The sequence below is a fragment of the Clostridioides sp. ES-S-0001-03 genome, from assembly GCF_020676075.1.
Lineage (GTDB): Bacteria > Bacillota > Clostridia > Peptostreptococcales > Peptostreptococcaceae > Clostridioides.
Genome location: NZ_JACVWJ010000002.1, coordinates 159237 through 182216, shown reverse-complemented (window position 1 = coordinate 182216; position 22980 = coordinate 159237). Strand labels below are relative to the sequence as shown.

The window sequence follows — 22980 nt, the reverse complement described above, 5'->3', positions numbered from 1 at the left end:
TATTTTCACTTAAATTATACAACACTTTATAGGAAAATATTGCCATAAATTAAAATATTATTATTTTACATAAATATTGATGAAAATATCATTCTTAAATTAATGACTTTGACAAAATATGGTGTTAAAATAAAATTAGTGAGAGAGAATGAAAGGGGATTATATTATGAGAATCAATAAAAAGATAACAACAATATTGGCATCATCTCTAATCATAATATCAATGGTTGGATGTGCTCCTAAAGAAAGTGCTACAGAAGTAACAAAAAAATATCTTGATAGTGTAAAATCTAAGGATTATGAAACAGCATATAACTTACTAAGTAAAGATAGTAAAAAAGATGTTACTTTAGAAGACTATAAAGAATATCAAGAAGTGTATGATAAATGCCAAATAGTTAAAAGCTATAAACTTGGAGAAGAAAAAAGGGTAGATAAATATAAGTATGCTGGTAAAAACTACTCAAAACTTATAAAAATAAAAGAAACTGCTACTCTTCAATCTACTGATGATAATAAAGAGGATACTTCAAATTCTGATAGATATTTTATAGTTGAAGATAATAAGTACAAATTATTATGGCATGACGATTTCAAGGAAAACTTCAGTTCTAATTATGTTGATGTAGCTTGGATGGAAATTGATAAAAAAGAAAATAAAGATCTTAACAGGGCTGCAATTGATATAAAAAAAGCCATAGAAATTGACAGCAAAAATTCTAGAGCATATTATGCACTAGCATATGTTTATGTAGATTTAAAACGATATGATGAGGCTTTAAATGCAGCTGATAAATGCTTAGAATATCTAGATAAAGATGATGAATATTATAAATCAAGTTCCAGTGATATATATAATTTAAAAGGGGTTATCTATATGGATAAAGAAGACTTTAGTAAGGCAAAAGAGTATTACAATAAAGCATTAGAACTCAACTCAGACAATGAGTATGCAAAAACTAATCTGAATTATATTAAAGACTTATAAAATAGTATTTTCACAAGTTAAAAGTTGAGGTAACTTTCAACCTATTTATTTTTTTGACATGCACACACCCAAAATCAGTATATTATTTTATGTTTGCAGATATATATAAATAATATCCATTCCTCTTATGACATTATTTTACATTTTTTTTATTTATTTGTTGATATAATAAAAGTGGATTATTACAATTAAGGAGGAGAATAAATGAAAGGGAGAAAGTTTAAAAAGTGGCAAATTATATTAGGTGTGGTATTAATTCTGGGTGTCATTGGTAGTTTTCTACCAGATACACCAGAGGATGAGCCAACAGAAGCTTCAAGTCAACAGGAACAACAAGACCAACCGAAAGAAGAAGAGAAACCAGTAGATGTTTCTAATTTAGAATTATCAGATGAAAAGTATATAAATGAAATTAAAAATGTTGATAGCTCATATATCAAAGATGTTAAAATTGATGGAAGTAATGTAATTGTGACTTTAGAAGATTCTGGTACATGGGGAGAAAAATCACTTGTAAAAGATACTGCTACAAGAGGTGTAGACATTTTTAGAAAAGCATTCGAAAATAAAAACGCTCAAAAAGTAACTTTACAAACTGTTACACCTCTTACTGATAACTATGGAAAAGAAAGTGAAGAAAAAACAGTTGTTATAATTTGGAATAGAGAAACTAGTGATAAGGTAGATTATGATAACTTCAAAGATATAGTGTATTCTGACTTTACTAAACTTTATGGGGTATCAGATAGCTATGCAATCCATCCTGGTATATTTGCTAAACTTGACGACAAAATAAAAGCTACTTTACAAAGATAATTTTTTTAACATAAAAACATAATCTAATAAACACACTCAAAATAAACGCTCTTTTGAATGTGTTTATTTTTTATATTTAAAATACTATTAGTTTACTATATAATATATTCAAGGAGTGTGATTATTTATATGAGTGTTGCTATATACTTAAGAAAATCTCGTGCTGATGAAGAGGCAGAAAAACAAGGAGAATTTGAAACTTTAAGTAGACATAAATCAACCCTACTAAAACTAGCAAAAGAACAAAACTTGGATGTATCTGAGATAAAAGAAGAGCTAGTTTCTGGTGAAAGTATAATACATAGACCTAAAATGATTGAACTCCTAAAGGAAGTTGAAGAAAATAAATACGATTCCGTCTTAGTTATGGACTTAGACAGACTTGGTCGTGGGGATATGAAAGACCAAGGTATAATATTAGAAACTTTTAAAGAAAGTAAAACCAAAATTATAACACCTAGAAAAACATATGACCTAACAGATGAATTTGATGAAGAATATTCAGAATTTGAAGCCTTTATGGCAAGAAAAGAGCTAAAACTTATATCTAGACGTATGCAAAGAGGAAGAATAAAATCAGTTGAAGAAGGTAATTTCATAGGAACTTCTGCTCCATTTGGATATGATGCTGTAACAACAGGCAGAAAAGAAAGAATACTTATACCAAATAATGATGCTGATGTAGTTAGGACTATCTTTGACTTATATATTAATGAGGATATGGGTTGTAGTAAAATATCAAAATATCTAAATAACTTGGGCATTAAAACTGCTACAGGTGCTAATTGGTATAACTCTGCAATCACAAATATAATAAAAAATAAAGTTTATTGTGGATATATTCAATGGCAAAAAAAGGACTATAAAAAATCTAAAAATCCAAACAAAATAAAAACAGTTAAGCTAAGACCTAAAGATGAATGGATTGAGGCAAAAGGAAAGCATGAACCTTTAATAAGTGAATTAACATGGAAAAAGGCTCAAACTATACTCAAAAAAAATGGTCACATCAGCTATGGTAATCAAATAAAAAATCCACTTGCAGGAATAATAATTTGCAAAAACTGTGGTAGACCATTAGTACATAGACCATATGCAGACCACGACTATATAATTTGTTATCATCCTGGTTGTAATAAAAGTTCTCGCTTTGAATTTATTGAAGCTGCCATTTTAAAATCTTTGGAAGACACTGTAAAAAAATATCAATTAAAAGCATCTGATATAGACTTAGATAAAAATAATAAAGACAGCAATATAGAATTTCAAAAGCGAGTATTAAAAAGCTTAGAAACTGAATTAAAAGAATTGAGTAAGCAAAAAAATAAGTTATATGATTTATTGGAGCGAGGAATATATGATGAAGATACATTTATTGAAAGGTCTAATAATATAAGTTCAAGAACTGAGGAAATTAAAGATTCAATCAAGACAGTAAAAAATAAATTAAATACTGTTAAAAAAGATAATGCTAAAATGATAGAAGATATTAAAACTGTACTATCACTTTACCACGATTCAGATTTACTTGGAAAAAATAAACTCCTAAAATCTGTAATTGATAAAGCAGTTTATTACAAATCTAAAGAACAAAAACTAGATTCTTTTGAATTAATGGTTCATTTGAAATTACATGAAGACCAGTAATACCAATAACATATAAAGAGTAGTATGTAATGAAATAAGTCTTTTGGATATACTTGGTACAGATGTCAACTATGTTCTTGACGAAGTTGAGTTAAAAGTTCAAGTTGGAAAACTATATGAACAACTTAACAAAATCCTTACTCCTAGAGAAAGAGAAATTGTCCAGTTAAGATACGGGTTAACTCCTTATGGGTATAAAACTCAAAGAGAAATAGCACAAAGACTTGATATCTCTAGATCATATGTGTCCAGAATCGAAAAAAAAGCTCTTAAAAAACTAGAAAAAGAGCTTGTTCAAGAAAATTAATATTATATTTTTAGAAGGATATATCGTATAACATTAGACAAAACAACTTGCCTAAAAATTAAAATTACGATATATCCTTAAATTTTATAATACATGACTTTATTTTATACTTTCACATATTTCTTTAAATATAGGTATTGCTGATTTACTTTCCTTTTGAGTTCCTTCTACTAGCACAGTTATTACATACTTAGGTCTTTTCTCTGGATAAAATCCAGTTATCCAACCATGATCTATTGGCTTTTTATTCAGACTACTTTGAGCTGTACCAGTTTTTACCCCACATCCTCCTTCTAAATCCTTTAGGACTTTAGCTGTTCCAACTTTAGAAACAGATTTCATAATTTCTTTTACTTGTGTGCATACATAAGGAGAAATAATTTCTTCTTTTTTTGAAGACTTATAGGTTTTTACTGTCTCCATATCATTATTTACAAGACTTTTATATAAATATAATGGTTCAAATGTTCCATTATTAGCTATTATCTGGGTCATTTGATTTATTTGGAGTGGTGTAAATTCTATATTTTCTTGACCTATAGCTAAATTACGTATTGATATATTTTTTGGAGCTTCTCTAATTCGTTCTTCATCAAGACCAATATCAACCTTTTCAAATAAATGTAATTTTTCAGCAGATTTTAATATCTTCTCTTTACCAACTTTCATTGCTATATCTAAAAATGCTGGATTACATGAATTAGAAAAAGTTTGCTGTAAGGATTGAAGACCATGTCCATCTAGTTTATTGCATCGCAATATTTCATTACTATTTCCAACTTTAGTTTTACCTTTGCAATTGTAGGTATAATTCTCATCTACAACTCCATTTTCAAGCGCAGAAAATAGTACTACCATCTTAAACACAGACCCTGGCGGATATGTCGATTTTATGACTCTATTCTCAAATTCTCCATTTTTACTCTTTAAACTCTTTGCTATGTTATTTTGGTCAAAATTAGGTCTAGAACACATAGCAAGAATTTCACCTGTAGATACGTCTGAAATCACTGCTGCTGTTGGATTTTCTTCTTTATTTAGTATTTGCTCTAAATTTTTTTGAATATCATAATCAATAGTAGTTTTTAAATGTTTATCTTTATCTTTTTCATCAATTGTTTTTACACTTCCCTTTAAAATATTTAGAGATTTTTCGTTTCCCGCATCTCCTGCTTTAAAGGCACTTATATATTTTTCATTTGAGTTTCTAAGCACACTATCCATACTTTTTTCTATCCCCAATTGACCTGATTTATCATCATCTTTTATATAACCTATTGTATGTGATAATAAACCATCCTGTGAATATCGCATAGTCTTTTCTTCTAACATTATACCATTCTTCTCAAGTTGTTTTTTCATGCTATTATCAATATTTTCGGTCTGAATTTGTATTATAGGATGTGCCAATTGTTCTTGTATAATTTTATATATTTCCAAATCATCCATCTTCGTAGCCTTCTTAACAAGTTCCAGTATTTTATAGTTGTTATTTAATTTTTCTTTCTCAACAACTAAAATCTGAACTTTACTTGTATCTGTAAGTTTCTTATTATTTCTATCATAAATTATGCCTCGTCCACTATTTAACTCTACTTTCTCAACACTCTGCGATTCAACATTTTTTTTGTACTTATCACCTTTTAATACCTGTATATCAACTAGCCTATATATTAAACCACTATAAATTATTAAAATTATAGTAAATATATACCAGCTTCTCTTTCCCACTTTTTTAAAAAATGGAGTCTTCTTTTTTGACATGAAATCACCCCTTAGATAATTTCATTATTGACAATTTCTAAGGGGCTAATACTATTTTTATTAAATTTTTATTACTCTTCAACTTTTTCTTCTATAACTTTTCTAAGCATATAATCTTTCTCAACTTTTACAGATAGTTTTAACTTAACTATCTGTCTAGGGTGAGGAGCTGATTCTATAGGCTCTCCTTCTTCGTTGTACATTTCTTCTATTTTAGTAAACATAGTTTCTTTATAAGGTCCCATAACTTCTATTTCATCACCAACACACATTTTATTTCTCTGTTCAACTACAATAAGCCCATTTTCATCCTCTGTCTCTCTAACTATACCTATAAAATCATAGTTTCTAACATATGATGCTGATTGATAATTTTGGTCTTCTGTTGTTGGCTTATTCAAGTAAAAACCTGATGTGAAATGTCTATGGCTCCCTTTCTTCAACTCTTCCATCCACATAGGATTAAATTTCCAGTTTTCAGGGTCCTTATAAAATTCATCTATTGCCATTCTATATGCTCTTACAACTGTTGCTACGTAATACGATGTCTTCATTCTTCCTTCTATTTTTAAGCTTGTTATACCAGATTTAATTAATTCTGGTATGTATTCTATCATACACAAATCTTTTGAGTTAAAAAAGAATGTACCTCTTTCATCCTCATATATAGGGAAATATTCACCAGGTCTTTTTTCTTCAACTAAATGATATTGCCATCTGCAAGATTGAGCACAAGAACCTTTGTTTGCATCTCTTCCAGTCATATAATTACTTATCAAACATCTTCCTGAGTAAGAGATACACATAGCTCCATGCATAAAAGCTTCTATATCCATATCTAAAGGTGTTTTAGCTCTTATTTCAGATATTTCATCAAATGATAATTCTCTTGCCACTACAACTCTTTTTATTCCATGTTCATACCAAAAATTGGCACTAAGATAATTAGTTGTATTTGCTTGTGTACTTAAATGTATTTCCATATTTGGAATTACTTTTTTAATTACACTAAGAACACCTGGGTCAGCTATTATAACTGCATCTATTCCTATCTCTTCTAACTCCAATAAATAAGCTTCTAATTGTAGGAAATCTTCATTGTGAGGTATTATATTTACTGTTACAAAGACTTTCTTCCCTCTCTCATGTGCAAAAGCTACACCTTCTGCCATATCTTCTTTACTAAAGTTTTTTGCAGCAGACCTCATTCCAAAGATTTCTCCACCTATATAGACAGCGTCTGCTCCATATGTTATAGCTATTTTTAATCTCTCCAAATCACCTGCTGGAGCTAAAAGTTCAACTTTATTTAATTCCATCTACGTCACCTCTTTTACTTTCTTTATAACTTAATGCCACACCATCTCCGATTGGTATCAATGATGTACTCAAATAATCACAATTACATATATAATCTAAATAATTTCTCATTCTTTTTACTATGGTTTTCTTTCTTCTTACAACAAAATCATCATGTGCAACCATTCCTTTATATAAAATATTATCAGAAACTAATAGTCCACCATCTTTTAGCTTATCTATAACTAAATCAAAAAATAGCTTGTATTGACCTTTTGCTGCATCTATAAATATAAGGTCAAATTCACCTTGGATTTGACTCAATTTTTCTTCTGCATCTCCTTCTAGTATAGTTATATTATTTTCAAATCCAGCTAATTTTATATTTTCTTTTGCTTTTTCTATCATTTTTTCGCTTCTTTCAACAGTTATTATATCTGCACCTTTTCCTATGATTGTTGCAAAGAAAATAGAAGAATAACCAATTGCACATCCTACTTCTAAAACTCTTTTCGGCTTTTGAATCTTTAATAAAACTTTTAACAAGTCTGAAACTTCTTTGTGTATTATAGGAACACTATTTTCTTCAGCATAAATTTCCAAATCTTTTAAAAGTCCTTCTTTTTCTTTTAATGTTACTCTTATATAATCTTCAACCAAGTCATTAACTATATTACTCATAAAAAACACTCCCTAAAATAATAAACATCAAAATTTTGTCTTAATTTATTATTTTTTAAATTCATATTGCTCTGTATATTTACACTTTCTTTATTATAAATCTAAGAATAACAATTTTCAATAAAAAAGCCCAACATTATTCTTACCTTGTTAGACTTTTTATAATCATTGTTTATTTTGTGGTATTTTCATTATTTGTTGTTTTTGTATCTTTACCTTGTTTATCTCTCGCTTCCTTGTACTCTTTAACATATTTTAAATGGTCTTGATAGTTTGTACTATAGTTATTTCCTCCATCAATCTTTGCTACAAAATACAAGTAATCTGTTTTATCTGGGTAAAGTGCTGCCTCAATAGATTTTATACCAGGATTTGATATTGGTGTAGGAGGTAATCCTTTATTTTTGTAACTATTATATGGTGAATCAATTTTTAAATCATTATAAGTTACAATTTTCTTTCTTTCTTCAAATATATATTGTATTGTTGCATCTGATTGAAGAGGCATACCTACTTTAAGTCTATTGTAAAATACACTTGCAATTATTGGTCTATCTTTATCAAGTACAGCTTCTTTTTCAATTATTGAAGCCATCTCCATTACTTCTTGAAGAGTCATCTTTGATTCTTTTTGTTTCTTTTTAAATTTGTCTGTATATTTACTATCAAATACGTTTAACATTTCATTTAAAATATCTTCCTCTGATTGTTTCTTTGAATTAAAATAATATGTTTCTGGATACAAAAATCCCTCTAAAGAAGTTATTCCATCTTCTTTTAAGAATGTAAACTTGTCATAAAACTCTTGAGGTTTTTTTATTAGATTTTCAAAGGTAGTTTTATCTCCTAAGTTTTTATTTACTAATATTGATATAATTTCTTTAGATGTAGACCCTTCTGGAATAGTTACTTTTACACCATCATGATATATTTTTCCTGAAGCTAAAAGGCTTATTATATCATTATTTGAATACGATTGATTAAGTAAATATGTTCCTGATTTTATAGATGGTGCCTTATTACTTACTTTTACTATCAATTTAAACAATAATTCATTTTTTATTAATTTATTTTCATATAGTATGTCAGATATTTTTCCAACTGATGCTCCACTTGGAATGTCAATAATTACATCTTCTTTGTTATTTTTGTCATAAGGACCTATTTGCATAGACACAAATATACCTACCACAACAATTAAAATAACAACTATTAATGCTACTATTTTCAATCTATTTTTTTTAAAATTCATAATATAATCTACTCCTTATGTATATTTGTCCATTTTCTATTATAAAACTAAGCACTGTAATTTTCAATCATCTTGTCGAATAAACTTATTTATATTATAAAAAAATACTTTAAAATATATTTTTATTATTATATATTTAATACTTCTCAAACTTTTCAAAAAAATAAAAAACCTAACACTATTTTTAACATGTTAGGCTTTTTATAATCACTTTTTCTAAAATTTTCTAAAATTTTTTAATTTCATCTTTAGTTACAATACCATATACTAATTTATTTTTTTCTATTTCTTCATCTACAATAGAATATGAATTGACGAATCTATCCTTTGCTAGTGTAAGTTTTTTCTCATCATCATAGTGCATATATGCTAAAACTTCACCCTTTTTTACATAATCTCCAACTTTTTTTTCTAAAATTATTCCTGCTGATAAATCTAAAATATCATCTTTAGTTTCTCTACCAGCTCCAAGAATCATAGCTGATATGCCTATATCCTCTGCCTTAATCTTACTTATATACCCAGATTTATCTGATTTGATTGGATACTTATACTTTGATTCTTTAAATAGAGAATAATCATCAACTATATCTTTATTTCCACCTTGATTTTCTATGAACTCTTTAAGTTTATCTATAGCTCTACCAGATTTTATTGATTCTTGTATCTTTTCAATACCATCATTAAAGTTACATGCAACTTTTGCTAAAACCAGCATATATGCTCCTAAAACTTCACATAATTCAACAAGGTCTTTTGGTCCATTTCCTTTTAAGGTTTCAATTGCTTCTATAACCTCTAAAGAGTTCCCAACAGCAAAGCCTAGAGGTTCATCCATATCTGTCACAATTCCTATGGTATCTTTATTCATACCAACACCTATATCAACCATAGCTTTTGCCAATTCAAAAGACTCCTCTAAAGTCTTCATAAATGCCCCATTTCCAGTTTTCACATCTAATACGATTGCATCAGCTCCGGAAGCTAGCTTTTTAGACATTACACTAGATGCTATCAATGATATATTGTCTACAGTTGCTGTAACATCCCTAAGAGCATAGATTTTTTTATCTGCAATTGCTACCTTTGCACTTTGACCACAAACTGCTATTTTATGCTTGTTTACAGAATCAATAAATTTATTTATATCCATTTCTGTAGAAAAACCTGGTATAGCTTCCAATTTATCAATAGTTCCTCCAGTATGTCCGAGACCTCTTCCAGACATTTTTGCAACTGGTGCTCCACATGAAGCAACTAAAGGAATAAGAGCTATTGTAGTCTTATCTCCGACACCACCTGTACTGTGTTTATCTACTTTTATACCCTCGATATCTGAAAGCTCTATCATATCACCAGAGTGCATCATTGCCTCTGTAAGATATACAGTTTCTTGTCTATTCATCTTATTTAAATAAATAGACATTAATAGTGCAGAAGCTTGATAGTCAGGTATATCTCCTTTAGAATAGTTTTCTATAAAGTAATTTATCTCTTCTTTGCTAAGTTCTAAATTATCTCTCTTTTTTTTTATAATATCATACATTCTCATACTTGAAATCTCCATTCTAACCTGTAATAATGTAAATAAATTTATAAACATATTTATATATTATAATATTATAAAAAACTGTCTCTTATTAGAAATACTTTTCTATATCAAGACAGCTCCTTATTAATTATTTTCAAATTGTACATTATCTATTTTATAATAAATTTACTTAAATCCTCTATAAATTCTTAACTGTACTCTTAACTAAGTTCAAAAACTCTGATTTGACTTTTTGAGTAGTTTGTATAACTTCTTCATGACTTAATGGTTGATTTAAGATACCAGCAGCCATATTAGTTATACAAGATATACCAATAACATCAATATTAGAATGTGCTGCTACTATAACTTCTGGAACTGTTGACATTCCAACTGCATCAGCCCCCAATATTTGAGCCATTCTTACTTCTGCTGGTGTTTCATAATTGGGTCCACTAAAGAACATATATACACCTTCTTTTACATCTATATTGTATTCTTTAGCACACTTTTTAACTATATCTATATATTTACATGAATATGCATCTGACATATCTGGAAATCTATCTCCAAGTCTATCATCATTTTTTCCTACTAATGGATTACTACCACTAAAATTTATATGGTCTCTTATAATCATCAAATCCCCTGGTTTAAATTGCTTATTTACACCACCAGCAGCATTAGTTACTACAATAATTTCGACTCCAAGAGCTTTCATAACTCTAACTGGAAAAGTGGCTTCTTTTTGAGAATAACCTTCATAGTAATGAAATCTTCCTTGCATAGCAATTACTTCTTTTCCTGCAAGCTTTCCAATAACAAGTTGCCCAGCATGTCCTTCTACTGTTGAAACAGGGAAATTTGGAATTTCGCTATATTTAATTATGACAGAATCTTCTATATCATTTGCTAAATCACCAAGCCCAGAACCTAATATTAGACCAACTTTAGGCTTTATATTAATTTTAGAATTTATAAATTTACTACTTTGTTCTATCTTTTCAAACATTCCAATCCCTCCATTCATTCTATTAAGATAATTTTTATTAGCTTATATATTTATCTTCTATTTAATATTTAAAATAAATCTTTTTTAAAACTCGTTCCATGTTTAGGCAGTTTTACATCCAATATATCTGCAACAGTTGCTCCAATATCAGCAAAAGTATCTTTTATTCCTAAATTAAATCCTTTTTTAATCTTACTACCATAAATCATTACTGGAATATATTCTCTTGTATGGTCTGTACCTTTATATGTTGGGTCATTTCCATGGTCTGCATTAATTATAAGAATATCGTCTTCTCTCATATTGCTCATTATCTCAGGAAGTCTATTATCAAACTCTTCAAGTGCTTTCTTATATCCTTCTGGGTCTCTTCTATGACCATATTTTGAGTCAAAATCAACAAGGTTTGAATATATCAAGCCTTTATTATCTTGTTTCATATACTTTAAAGTTTCATCTACTCCATCCATATTACTTTTAGTATGAATAGCTTCTGTAATTCCTTTACCATTAAAAATATCTTCTATTTTTCCAACAGCTAATACTTCAAGACCTGATTCTTTTATATTATCAAGTACAGTTGGTTCAAATGGGTCCAGTGAATAATCTCTTCTATTTGAAGTTCTAACAAATTCACCTGTTTTTTTACCTATAAATGGTCTAGCAATTACTCTAGCCACTGCATTATCACCCATCATTATTTCTCTAGCTATTTTACACATACTATACAACTCTTCTAGTGGAATCACCTCTTCATTAGCTGCTATTTGAAATACACTATCAGCTGAAGTATATACTATTACATCTCCAGTTTTTATTTGATGTTCTCCATATTCATCAATTATCACAGTCCCTGAAGCTGGCTTATTTCCTACTACTTTTCTTCCAGTTTTTTTCTCAAACTCTTCTATAATTTCTTTTGAAAATCCATGTTCAAATGTTTTAAAAGGTTTATCAACTATTATCCCAGTCATTTCCCAGTGACCAGTAGTAGTATCTTTTCCTTGAGACATTTCCTTACATTTTCCAAAGCATCCTATTGGCTCTTTTTCATCTTCAAAAAAATCTACACCATCTATATTTCCTATACCTAATTTTCTCATATTAGGAATTTGTATTTCTGGATATTCTTTAAATATATTTCCAAGAGTACTTACATCCTTACTGTCTCCAAAATTTTCAGCATCAGGTAATGCTCCTATTCCAACACTATCAATTACAATCCAAATTACTCTGCTCATATAAATATGCTCCTTTTAAATTATAAAATTTGCTATAGAGTCTATTTAGCTTCTACTTTTTGTAACTCTATATCAATATCATTTCTAGGATGTTTTTCTTTTATTTCTCTTCTCACGTTTTTATCTATGTGGTTTAAATATACTTGTAAACTAGACAAATTAACATTTCCTAAGATTTTACTTACAACAGCAATGTTAGCACCTTCATTCAAAAGATGAATAGCAAATGAATGTCTAAGCATTGTAGGATTTATGTTTTTATCTATATTAGCTAAATTAGAATATTTTTTTATAACTTTCCAAAGACCTTGTCGTGTAAATCTTTGTCCTAATGAACTTACAAATAATGACTTTTCACCTTCTACAGCTATTTTAGGTCTTGCTTCTTTTAAATATTTCTCTAAATAAAGTTTTGTAATATCACAAAGAGGTATCACTCTTTGGCTTTTACAGCATGAACTACAATATATATAGTCAATATCCAAGTCAACATCGTCTACATTCATATCTACTAGCTCTGATACTTTTATACCTGTACCATATAATACTTCAAAAATAGCCTTGTCCCTAATTAATTTAGGTGTTGTTAACTTAGGAAAATTTAATAATCTTTCAATTTCTTCTTCTGTAAGTATATTTATATTTTCTTTTTTTACCTTAGGTTTTTTTATATCCTTTGCAGGATTATTTGTACATACATGATTTAAAAATAAATAATCATGAAAAGATTTTATAGATGATATCATCCTTGCTATTGTAGCTATTGATACATTATCTTTTTCCAACTTTATTAAATAACTTATAATATCATTTTCTACTATATCTACTAGTTTAATGCTTTTTTGATTTATATATTCCATATATTTTTTTATATCCATAAAGTATGATGCCACTGTGTTCTCTGATAATTTTTTTTTATCTTTTATGTAATCTATATATCCCTCTATAATATCCATTATAAACTCCTTTATTTAACTAGGAACTTAATAATACCAATACTTACAGTATTTAATATTAATTGCAACCCCAATGATAGTGCTATTATAATTATAATATTTAGTATGTACCTCTTAATTAAAAACTGCATATTTCTTCTATTTTTCTTTTTAAATTCATAAACCATCTCTTTAAAATAGCTTAAACTAATTAATGTTAATATGATTGCACATGGAATAATAATCAAATTTTTAAATAATATTATCAAAATCATTTTTGCACTCTTAAATTTTAATGCCAATATAAAACTATTTATTGTATATCCAATTGACATTCCCTTTAATACAAAAATTACTAATACTGCTGGAATTGTTACTACAAATAGACTTAATAGAGCTATCGAGCCCATAAAGATTGTATCTGACTTTAAATTTTGTAGAACGGTATCTTTTACATTTATATTCAGATTATAATACTCTACAGCAGGATTTATATTGTTTAATATATTATCATTAGAACCTGGTAATATTTTATTTATATAGGACCCAATAACAATAGACATCATAAACAACAATCCTATAATAATTATTTGTCTATTTAATTCTCTAAAATCATTTTTTCTATATGTTTTTCTCAATTTTATTCCCCCTTGTCCTTTATAAAATAATATGCTGTAGGACAAGGGGTTATTCATTTTTATAAATATTAATTTTTAAACATATCTTTTACTAATAATAATCCAATAGAAGTTTTTGCATCTTCAACATCATTTTTTAATACCATATTATAGGCTTCTTCAAGTTCAACTTCGTAAACATCTAAAAATTCATCTGCATCTAGATTATTTTCTCCTGGAGTAAGACCTGTTGCCAAATATACAAACATTATCTCATTAGAAAAACCTGCTGAAGTGAAAAATTTATGTATTAGCTTAATATTTTTTGCACTATAACCAGTTTCTTCTTTTAGCTCCCTCTCAGCACATTCTTTAGGACTTTCATTTTTTTCTAGCTTACCAGCTGGAATTTCAAAAATTGGTTTTTCTATAGGTTTTCTAAATTGCTTCACTAATACAACTTTATTATCATCTGTAATTGCAACTATTCCTACTGCACCACCAACTTCTACTAATTCCCTCTTTTGATATCCTTGTCCTGGAATTTCAACAGTATCGACCTTTAAAGTAATTACCTTACCTGTATAAACTCTATCACTACTAATAGTTTTTTCTTCTAATACCATCTTAAACCTCCATTAAGTAATATGCTGCTGTACTTGCAGCTTTGAAAAATGCCTCATCTTGCTCATAATTTCTTCCCATACTTTTTACTTTTAGATTAAAATAGTCTAAATCCTCTTTCGTTTTATTATTATCTATATAAATTATATTATGCTTTTTATCTAAACCACTAGTTTTAACTTGTTCTTTTATAAATTTTAATTTTTCATCATCATATATAGTTATTGGTATATCTATATTTACATTTACAATTTCTTCAAATACAGTCATACTGTGATGTGAAATACCTTGATGCCTTTCTCGTTTGTCAGCAAAACTAATTCTTGGAATTGCTATTGCTTGTCCTCCAAGCTTTATTACAGCATCAAGAATTGGACCTTGTTCAATTCCTGTAAATCCATATTTAGTACCTGTACCAGCAATTCCTGGTCCCATACTTACAAATACTACATCGGCTTTTAATATTTCTTTTGCTGTAATCAATGCAGTGTATATATTTATACACTCATAGTCTCCCCCAAATGCATTTCCTATAGTTATTGTACTATCTATTAATTTTTTTTCTTTTAAAGTATCTACATTTTTACTTAAATAAATTGGAAGAGATGCTCCATCAGTCATTATATATACTAGTTTCTTATTAGGGTTATTTCTTTTAAATGAAGCTACAAATGGAGTTAACATACTATGAAGAGTTCCTACTACAACAGGAAGGCCTTCTAACTCTGTAAAATCATCAAATTTATCATGATAAATGCTTTCTTGTTCCTCAACAGCGTCTACCTTTATTTGAAGTGGTGTATATCTAAGTTTCATTATATGACCACCTTCAATTAAACTAGATTCCAAATTGTTTAAATTAGTTATTACAAAATGGTATCCACCAGTTCCTAGACTTAGTTCTACTGCTGTTGTATTTAAAACTACTTCATCCCCTATATCTACTACTCCAGACAGTTTTGGATAATTGTATGCTCTTTGTATTTCTCCATTTATATTTACTCTTATATCATCCAACGTTTCAGTTTGACTTACAATTGACTCAACAATCCCCACTCTTTTGCTTATCATAATGCTACCTTCCCAACTTATCTATAAAATTTAATAATTTATTTTTTTCTATTATTTTAGTCAATGAGTATTTTTCGGTAAATATATGCATAATAACTACAAATATTAACCATCCCAGTCTGATATTAAATGGATATCCAAAAGAAATTAGAATTCCAATAGACATTCCAAGAACATTTGAACCAGTATCTCCCATCATTGCTCTTGCCTTTAAATCATAATTAAAGTATGCAAGTACATTTGGAACTATAAGCAGTGGAAGAACTTGAACAAATCCTGTCAATGTTAAAAATACAATCACCATTATAAATAAATATGCTTTTATTGCTCTTCCTGGTCTTAAATCTAAAAGATTCATTAAATTGGTTGATAGAGCTATTATTAATGTATTTACTATTATATCTATTATGTCTTTTGATATAGACACAGAAACTATAAGTCCTACAAATCCACCAAACAACGCCTTAAAGCCTCCAGTTGTAAGACTTCCTTTAAATAAACTTTTAAAGTGACCTTTTAGACCACTTACATTTCTATTTCCAATAATATCGTCTAGTATTCCTGCAAAAAACATGGATATCATACCAAACATAAACATAAATATATATGCTAAATCTCTATATTCTGTAGTAAAAAATGCAAGTATTATTCCATTAATCACAAGCATAGGTAAAAATACAATTCCCATACTTACTGGTATCATATCTTTTTTGTAGTTTGGTCTAAGTATATTTCCATTTATCAATAAATTTTTAAATAGTGGTATTGCAGCATAGGTTCCAAATAATCCTGTTAATAATAAAATGGTATAAAGTATATAATCTTTCACTAAGATACTACCTCCATTCTTTCTTTTTTTGTCCTAAAACCTTTTTTATATGATAATACTGCTTGCCTCTATGAATAAATCCTTTTAAATTTCTGCCAGTTTCATTATGAGTCATGTTTACTAATACTTCTTTAATTTTAAAACCATACTTTAGTATATCAATCGTCATTCCAACTTCAACACCATATCCAAAAGGTATTTCATCAAATTTTTCTAAAACTTCTCTTTTAAATATTCTTTGACCTGACAGAGTTGCATCTAGTTCAACTCCTGTCATCTCAAAAACAGAATTTTTAGCTAAACCTTTTACAAATCCCAGACCTCCTTTTTTCTTTGCAGGAGGAAACTTTGCTATAGTAACATCAGCTTCACCATTTAATATTGGTACAATTAATTTTTCAATTTCTTTAGCTGAATTACCTAGATCTCCATCCAAAAATCCTATAATATTTGCGCTTTTCATTGATACTTTAAGCCCATAGTTTAAAGCATATCCTTTACCTCTGTTTTTATCTAACTTAAAAAATTTAATTTTTTCATTCTTTAATTCAGATACAACCTTAGCAGTATTATCTGTTGAACCATCATCTACAACTACTATTTCATTTATTTCTTTAATTCCAACTATACTTTCTAATGTATAGTTTATTCTACTTTCTTCATTATAAGCTGGTATTATTATACTTATATAAGAATCCATTTTTTCTCTCCTTAAAATTATTTCTATTTTATAGATGGCAACAATGAAGTTGCAGTATCTAATCTACCAAAATTACCAACTATATTACCTTGTTGTAAAAGCATAGCTAGAGATACACTTCCTACACCTTCATCAATATTATCTATAGTTGCAACTTTATTTTTAGAATATAATTCTACATAAGAAGTTTTAACTCCTGTATTTTGAACTTCTACTAAATATTTATTTTCTGATTTTATTTTTGAAACTACAAATTTTTCTATTTTGTCAAATTGTTTTGTATTATCTTTTGCATCATTTCCACCAGCTATTACAACAGATTCATATTTTAGATATGTGTCACCAATAGAGTTAAATTTTATTACATCTAGTTCTTGAAGATATGTCAAAATGTCACTTGCATCTTCCTTTTTCAAGGTATCAATTATATAATTAACTGCATCATTTGTATTTTTAATTTCTGTACCTAATTTACTTGAGATTTCTTTTAATTTTTCTGGATTTGTTATATTTTCTTTTAACACTATGTTAAATGCAACACTACCATTAGATTTGTTTATTATATCTTCTATATTTTTTGTATAATCATCATTTTCATTAGCTGATATTATTCCTATACTTTTTCCACTTAATGAACCAATTAAAACCTTGTCCACATTTTTATTTATAAAATTAATTGCTTCTTCATAATCTTTATTTACCTTTGCTAAATCTACATCAAGTTTATCATTTTTTTCTTTTAAAATATTAAATTTATCATCCAAGTCATTTATTATATTTGCTTGCTGCTCGCTTAATTGTTGATTATTATTTAAATTAAATCCTACTAACATGCCTATACCCAAAGCTATAAATATAGCCCCAATAGTGACTATATAATATTTCATATTAATATGCATATTTATCCTCCTAAAATTTACATCTGTAATAATACCTTAAATTTCAATTGCATTAACTGTATAAATTGTTGAACTCCTGGTGACAATGATGCAACTACCAACACAGGAAATAATGCTGTTGCTATTAATGCCCATATGTACTTTATCTTTAGCTTACTTCTATATAACAAGTTAACTCCTTTAGCATCTATAAGCTTAGAACCTATCTTTAGTCTAACTAAAAAAGTACTTGCCATTCCCTTTCTTCCTTTTTCAAGGAAATCAATCATATTTGAATGTGTCCCCACTGCTACTATTAACTCTGCTTTATACTCATACGCAATAAGCATAGCTATATCTTCACTAGTTCCTGGTGCAGGAAATACAACTGCATCCAAACCTAGTTCTTGAACTCTCTTAAGACCTGGTGCTCTACCATCTGTATAAGCATGTACTACTATTTCACTAGCTTTTTTTAAAGCTTCATCGCTTACACTATCCATATCTCCCACAATTACATCTGGAGTATATCCAAACTCAATTAAAGCATCTGCGCCTCCATCAACACCAACTAGAACAGGTTTTACCTCTTCTATGTATGAAAGCATTGTACTTAAATCCTCTTTATAGTCCTGACCTCTTACAACTATTAATACATGCTTATTTGCATAATTAGTTTGTACTTTTGGAATTTCTACTTCACCAAGTATAAATCCTTTTTCTTTTTTAGCATAATCTATAGTATTGTCTATAAATCTATCTAATTCTACGGCTAAGTTTTCATAAGCAGCCTTTATTTGATATGAAACTTCATACTTATCTAAAACTTCACCTGCACCTAAAAATTCTCCTTCTCTATATATCTTTCCATCTATAACTTCTATAGTCTGTCCTTCTTTTAATTCTTCAAATAATTCTTCTCCAATATTATCAATTATCAAGATATTATTCTCAGTCAATATTCCTGGACCTTTATTAGGATATCTACCACTTATAGAAGGAGCCGCATTTATGACAAGTTTTATTTTGGCTTCTACCAAAGAGTTTGCAGCAACTTCATCTATGTCTATATGATTTATAACTGCTATTTCCCCACTTTCAACTCTTTTAGCAAGCTTTTTAGTTTTTCGATCTACTTTTATAGGGGCCTCGACTCTCATTTTTAAACCTCCACTATCATTATTAAAATCACATTATATTATAGCATTACTTAAGAATAAAATAAATGTTTTAAGTTGGTCTTACATCTTTAATCATTATAACACTATATTTTATGATTTTTTTATTTAATACTTTTTGTAATATACTTTAAAAATTAATGTTTCGACTTGTTAAAGTATATTTTTATATTAAAAAACAAATCAACATTAATCTACAACTGACAAAGGTACATAATATGGCCATATTATAATAAAATTATATTAAATAAATAATAAAGAAAAAATAAAGCTTTTATTATATATTAAAACAGCAAAACGGTATAACCCTATTGGTTATACCGTTTTGCTGTTTGTAATGCATATTTATTGCCAATACCTTCATTAAAAGGTCTTACTTTTTCTGTCTATTTATTTAACCATACTATGTTCTAATCTTAATTTATCAGCAATCATTGCTATAAATTCTGAATTAGTTGGTTTTCCTTTAGTATTGTGTACCGTATATCCAAATAATTGATTTATTGTGTCAACTTTGCCTCTACTCCATGCAACTTCTATGGCATGTCTTATTGCTCTCTCAACTCTACTTGGTGTTGTATTGAATTTTTTAGCTATACTTGGATATAACTCTTTTGTTACTGCACCTAAAAGTTCAACATTATCAATGACCATTTTTATAGCTTCTCTTAGATATAAATACCCTTTTATATGAGCTGGTACTCCTATTTCGTGTATTATATTTGTGATTTCTGTTTCTATATTACCTACATTTTTAACGAAATCACTTCTTGTCATTTGAGTTTCTTGAACTGGTCTAGGCTTTGGCTCTACTTGAGTAACTCTATTAGAAACTAGTTCTCTAATTCTGTTTATAAACACAACAAAATCAAACGGCTTTACTATGTAGTAATCTGCTCCTAGATTTATTGCGCTTTGAGTTATCTTATCTTGACCTACTGCTGATAGTACTATTATTTTTGGCATTTTAGGTATATCCATAGTATTTAATTTTTCAATTACACCTAATCCATCCAGATGTGGCATTATTACGTCTAATATTAATAAATCTGGTTGTGTCTTTTTTACTAAATCTAATGCTTCAATCCCATCTTTAGCTATGCCTAATATATCGATATCATCCTCATTAGACAAATACTCTTTTAATACCTGACAAAAATCCTTATTGTCGTCTGCTAAAACTATTTTGATTTTTTCCACTAAAAATCCCCCCATTAAAAAACATCTTCTTATTACAGAAAACTAAACTTTTTACACAAATTGTTCCTAATTATCTACTCTAAAGCATATTCGACACTTCAAAATTATATTCCTCCTAGATAAGTGATAAAATAATAAATTTTTTTAATGCCTCACCTACAATTTTATCATTTCATCTATAAAAATACCATATCCTTTTTTCGGATTATCTCTAAAAACATGAGTTATTGCACCAATAATTTTATTATTTTGTATTATTGGAGCCCCACTCATCCCTTGTACAATCCCCCCTGTGTATTCCAATAACTTATCATCTACAACTTTTATTACCATATCTCTATAATTTCCTTTATCATATACTATACTTTCTATTTTTATATCATAGCTTGTTATATTTTTGTTTTTGTCTTCAAAAAGAATTATTGCATCCCCTATTTTTACATCTTGAGGTCTTCCAACTTCGATTAATTGTAATTCTTTATTTGCTAAATTAAATTCTTTATTTTGTTTTTCTGTAATATTACCACTTATACCTAATTTTGAGTTATTTGAAAAATTTCCCATCAGATTACTATCATTAAAATCACCTTTTATTCTGCCTACTTTTTCATTACTAGCTTTTAATATTTTTAGTTTTTCTGGTTTATATATATACCCTTGCTTAATCTTTAATAGTTCATTAGTGTCCGAATCTTTTATAGCATGACCAATTGCTTTAAATTTTTCCATATTAGGGTCATAAAAAGTCATAGTTCCAATTCCAGATATCTTATCTCTCACCCATAATCCAAGTTTATAATTACCATTTTCTTTTTTAGTTTCTATTGTCTCTGTTTTATATTTATTTTTTCTTTCAAAAGTCACTTCTACTTTACTTTTTTTAGCTTCATTTAAAATCTTTGATACATCCTGACTATCTTTTATTTTTTTATTATCTATTTTTACTATATTGTCGCCAATCTGTATGCCTCCAATATAATCTACATCCTCTTCCTCATATCCTAAAACCAATACACCATCTGTATTTGCTTTCACTCCAATTATATTTCCAAGTGGATATACATATTTTTTATCATGATTCTTAATTGTAAAAGTTTCTATTGGGGTCTCCTTATTCGTATTACAATTTTTATTTTGAAAAATTATAACCATCATAAAAATCGATACAGCTCCTAATATTATCCAAATATTTTTGAAATTCTTATTTATTTTGTTCATATATTCATCTACTCCTATGCTGTATTATTATGTATTTATAATTCCTTTTTCGTAAAAATTTATTCATTTAAAAACCTCGTTGTATATCTTACTAAGTGCTTTTTATCCTATAATATGGTAGTATTATATTGTGGTAAAAAGTTTGAAGGGCGGTAATATTTTGAAATTAAATGTAAGAATTGCAGATATAAATAATTGGCATGATTTAGTTAATTTGTCTGTAGATAAGAATCAATTAGATTATATAGAAAGCAATGCACTTTCTATTGCTGAGTCTAAGTTTATAACAGCTTGGATACCTGTTGGAATATATGATGACAATATACTGATAGGATTTGCTATGTACGGTCGCCTAGAAGATGACAGAGTTTGGCTTGATAGATTCATGATTGACTCAAAGTATCAAGGTAAAGGATATGGAAAAGCATCCTTAGATTTCCTTATAAATCATCTTAAAAATGAATATAATTGCAATGAGTTATACCTTAGTATATTCGATAACAACAAAATGGCTATTGGACTTTACAAAAGCTTTGGATTTGAGTTTAATGGAGAACTTGACTATGGTGGAGAAAAGGTCATGGTATTAAAATCTAATTGATATTAATAAAAATATATATCTATCAAGGAGGTGAAATCATTATATAAATATATTTATATAATGATAAATAAAATGACTCAAAATGTAATTTTAAAATTTGTTGAAGCAAATGATTTAGAAAATCTTGAAAATGTAAAGATTTTATTTACTGAATACTCAAATTCATTGAATATAGATTTGTGTTTCCAGGACTTTAATAATGAATTAAAAACACTTCCAGGAAAGTATAAAAAACCTTCAGGCTCATTAATACTAGCATTTGTTGATGAAAATTTAGCAGGTTGTGTTGCATTAAAAAAACTTGAAGATGATGTATGTGAATTAAAAAGGTTATATGTAAGAGATAAATTTAGAGGACTTAAAATAGGAAAAATATTATTAGAAGAAATCGTAAAAGAAGCCAAAAAGATTGGATATACATATATGAGACTAGATACTCTTCCAAGCATGAAAAGCGCTCAAGGTTTATACGAAAAAATTGGTTTTTATGATATAAATCCTTATACTTATAATCCAATTGAAGGGGCTAGATATATGGAGCTAAAATTATAAATAAAAAAATAGAGTATAAATAAAATTATAGATGTTTTA

General features: G+C 28.0%; 23 protein-coding genes. 6 read left to right on the top strand and 17 right to left on the bottom strand.

Annotated features, from left to right (window positions below):
* Positions 1 to 166: 166 nt before the first annotated feature.
* From IC174_RS04025 to IC174_RS04010, 4 genes are all read left to right on the top strand, one after another.
* Positions 167 to 988: a tetratricopeptide repeat protein gene (locus tag IC174_RS04025; protein ID WP_227482215.1), complete on the top strand. Its 822-nt coding sequence runs from the start codon at positions 167 to 169 to the stop codon at positions 986 to 988.
* A 204-nt stretch (positions 989 to 1192) separates the two neighbouring features.
* Positions 1193 to 1804: a hypothetical protein gene (locus tag IC174_RS04020; RefSeq protein WP_227482214.1), complete on the top strand. Its 612-nt coding sequence runs from the start codon at positions 1193 to 1195 to the stop codon at positions 1802 to 1804.
* A gap of 129 nt (positions 1805 to 1933) precedes the next feature.
* Entirely contained in the window at positions 1934 to 3451 is a 1518-nt protein-coding gene (locus IC174_RS04015) for a recombinase family protein (RefSeq protein WP_227437633.1), read from the top strand.
* Positions 3452 to 3494: 43 nt separating this feature from the next.
* Positions 3495 to 3758, top strand: coding sequence for a sigma-70 family RNA polymerase sigma factor (locus IC174_RS04010; RefSeq protein WP_413927177.1), 264 nt, complete (start codon positions 3495 to 3497; stop codon positions 3756 to 3758).
* Positions 3759 to 3857: 99 nt separating this feature from the next.
* Here the strand turns inward: IC174_RS04010 and IC174_RS04005 are convergent, their stop codons facing one another.
* From IC174_RS04005 to IC174_RS03925, 17 genes are all read right to left on the bottom strand, one after another.
* Complete coding sequence (locus IC174_RS04005; protein WP_227482213.1) at positions 3858 to 5522, bottom strand: peptidoglycan D,D-transpeptidase FtsI family protein; 1665 nt, start codon at positions 5520 to 5522, stop codon at positions 3858 to 3860.
* A gap of 71 nt (positions 5523 to 5593) precedes the next feature.
* On the bottom strand, positions 5594 to 6841 hold the full coding sequence (locus IC174_RS04000; RefSeq protein ID WP_227482212.1) for a peptidase U32 family protein: 1248 nt from the start codon (positions 6839 to 6841) through the stop codon (positions 5594 to 5596).
* Positions 6828 to 7502 (bottom strand): O-methyltransferase, encoded by a 675-nt coding sequence (locus tag IC174_RS03995; RefSeq protein ID WP_227434147.1) that lies wholly within the window; start codon positions 7500 to 7502, stop codon positions 6828 to 6830. Before IC174_RS03995 ends, IC174_RS04000 begins: the two co-directional genes overlap by 14 nt.
* Before the next feature lie 172 nt (positions 7503 to 7674).
* Entirely contained in the window at positions 7675 to 8754 is a 1080-nt protein-coding gene (gene mltG, locus IC174_RS03990) for an endolytic transglycosylase MltG (protein ID WP_227482211.1), read from the bottom strand.
* A gap of 226 nt (positions 8755 to 8980) precedes the next feature.
* Positions 8981 to 10306, bottom strand: a complete 1326-nt coding sequence (locus IC174_RS03985; RefSeq protein WP_227482210.1) for a pyrimidine-nucleoside phosphorylase — start codon at positions 10304 to 10306, stop codon at positions 8981 to 8983.
* A 178-nt stretch (positions 10307 to 10484) separates the two neighbouring features.
* The gene (locus IC174_RS03980; protein WP_227482209.1) at positions 10485 to 11297 is read right to left on the bottom strand and encodes a purine-nucleoside phosphorylase; all 813 of its coding nucleotides are present in this window, start codon (positions 11295 to 11297) and stop codon (positions 10485 to 10487) included.
* A gap of 68 nt (positions 11298 to 11365) precedes the next feature.
* Positions 11366 to 12538 (bottom strand): phosphopentomutase, encoded by a 1173-nt coding sequence (locus tag IC174_RS03975; protein WP_227434143.1) that lies wholly within the window; start codon positions 12536 to 12538, stop codon positions 11366 to 11368.
* Between the two features lie 41 nt (positions 12539 to 12579).
* Positions 12580 to 13494 carry a tyrosine-type recombinase/integrase gene (locus tag IC174_RS03970; protein WP_227434142.1) on the bottom strand — a complete coding sequence of 305 codons (915 nt, stop codon included), beginning with the start codon at positions 13492 to 13494 and terminating at the stop codon, positions 12580 to 12582.
* Between the two features lie 11 nt (positions 13495 to 13505).
* A complete protein-coding gene (locus IC174_RS03965) occupies positions 13506 to 14111 on the bottom strand; it encodes a stage II sporulation protein M (RefSeq protein WP_227434141.1) in 606 nt (201 codons plus the stop codon).
* Positions 14112 to 14179: 68 nt separating this feature from the next.
* Positions 14180 to 14716 carry an NUDIX hydrolase gene (locus IC174_RS03960; RefSeq protein ID WP_227434140.1) on the bottom strand — a complete coding sequence of 179 codons (537 nt, stop codon included), beginning with the start codon at positions 14714 to 14716 and terminating at the stop codon, positions 14180 to 14182.
* 1 nt (position 14717) lies between these two features.
* Complete coding sequence (locus IC174_RS03955) at positions 14718 to 15785, bottom strand: DUF3866 family protein (RefSeq protein WP_227434139.1); 1068 nt, start codon at positions 15783 to 15785, stop codon at positions 14718 to 14720.
* Between the two features lie 4 nt (positions 15786 to 15789).
* Positions 15790 to 16614: a glycosyl transferase gene (locus IC174_RS03950; RefSeq protein ID WP_227434138.1), complete on the bottom strand. Its 825-nt coding sequence runs from the start codon at positions 16612 to 16614 to the stop codon at positions 15790 to 15792.
* A gap of 7 nt (positions 16615 to 16621) precedes the next feature.
* On the bottom strand, positions 16622 to 17314 hold the full coding sequence (locus tag IC174_RS03945; RefSeq protein ID WP_227482208.1) for a glycosyltransferase family 2 protein: 693 nt from the start codon (positions 17312 to 17314) through the stop codon (positions 16622 to 16624).
* 23 nt (positions 17315 to 17337) lie between these two features.
* A complete protein-coding gene (locus IC174_RS03940; RefSeq protein ID WP_227434136.1) occupies positions 17338 to 18213 on the bottom strand; it encodes a copper transporter in 876 nt (291 codons plus the stop codon).
* 17 nt (positions 18214 to 18230) lie between these two features.
* Positions 18231 to 19352: a putative cytokinetic ring protein SteA gene (gene steA / locus IC174_RS03935; RefSeq protein ID WP_227434135.1), complete on the bottom strand. Its 1122-nt coding sequence runs from the start codon at positions 19350 to 19352 to the stop codon at positions 18231 to 18233.
* A 408-nt stretch (positions 19353 to 19760) separates the two neighbouring features.
* Positions 19761 to 20585 (bottom strand): sporulation transcription factor Spo0A, encoded by an 825-nt coding sequence (gene spo0A, locus IC174_RS03930; RefSeq protein WP_003424711.1) that lies wholly within the window; start codon positions 20583 to 20585, stop codon positions 19761 to 19763.
* Positions 20586 to 20726: 141 nt separating this feature from the next.
* The gene (locus IC174_RS03925) at positions 20727 to 21788 is read right to left on the bottom strand and encodes a SpoIVB peptidase S55 domain-containing protein (protein ID WP_227482207.1); all 1062 of its coding nucleotides are present in this window, start codon (positions 21786 to 21788) and stop codon (positions 20727 to 20729) included.
* Between the two features lie 160 nt (positions 21789 to 21948).
* Between IC174_RS03925 and IC174_RS03920 the strand changes: the two genes are divergently transcribed.
* Positions 21949 to 22389: a GNAT family N-acetyltransferase gene (locus IC174_RS03920; RefSeq protein ID WP_227434133.1), complete on the top strand. Its 441-nt coding sequence runs from the start codon at positions 21949 to 21951 to the stop codon at positions 22387 to 22389.
* Positions 22390 to 22461: 72 nt separating this feature from the next.
* The gene (locus IC174_RS03915) at positions 22462 to 22941 is read left to right on the top strand and encodes a GNAT family N-acetyltransferase (protein WP_227434132.1); all 480 of its coding nucleotides are present in this window, start codon (positions 22462 to 22464) and stop codon (positions 22939 to 22941) included.
* Positions 22942 to 22980 lie beyond the last annotated feature (39 nt).